Here is a 450-nt window from a genome sequence, read left to right on the forward strand (position 1 = left end):
CGCCAGCGGCAAGGTCAGGCCGATGCCGCCGGCCAGCATGACCAGGGAGTCCAGGCCCAGCACCAGGTCGGCCGTGATGTCACCGGCCACGCCGCCCAGCGGCAGCGTGGAGCCTGCGCGCAGCACCGCATGCATGTGGTCGGAGACGCTGCCCCGGCCCGAGCTTTTGACGGCAATGTCGAACTGGCCGGCGCCGTCGTGCTCGCTGCAGGGCTCGTAGCGGGTGATGGAGTACAGCCGCTGCTGCATGGTGCCACTGGCGTCGGCATGCTCGACGGCCACATGCCGGCCGGGCCGCAGGCCGCCGAGGAATTGCGCCGAAGCGCCCTGCACGCGCAGGGTGTAGACCATGACGCCGCCCGCCTCTGCCCGTGCAGCGGCGCAGCGCGCGAGCATGCTGCCTGCCTGGAGGGCGGCGCTCATGCCTGCATCTCCTCGAGGACCGAGGAC

At 72.0% G+C, this 450-nt stretch carries 1 protein-coding gene; it reads right to left on the bottom strand.

The window, feature by feature from the left end; translation table 11 throughout:
- A partial coding sequence (locus L995_RS07750) for an FAD-binding oxidoreductase (protein ID WP_047470734.1) occupies nucleotides 1–423 on the bottom strand: 423 nt, incomplete at its 3' end.
- Nucleotides 424–450 lie beyond the last annotated feature (27 nt).

Origin of the sequence: Delftia sp. ZNC0008, from assembly GCF_000799035.1 — a bacterium.
GTDB lineage: Bacteria > Pseudomonadota > Gammaproteobacteria > Burkholderiales > Burkholderiaceae_C > Comamonas > Comamonas tsuruhatensis.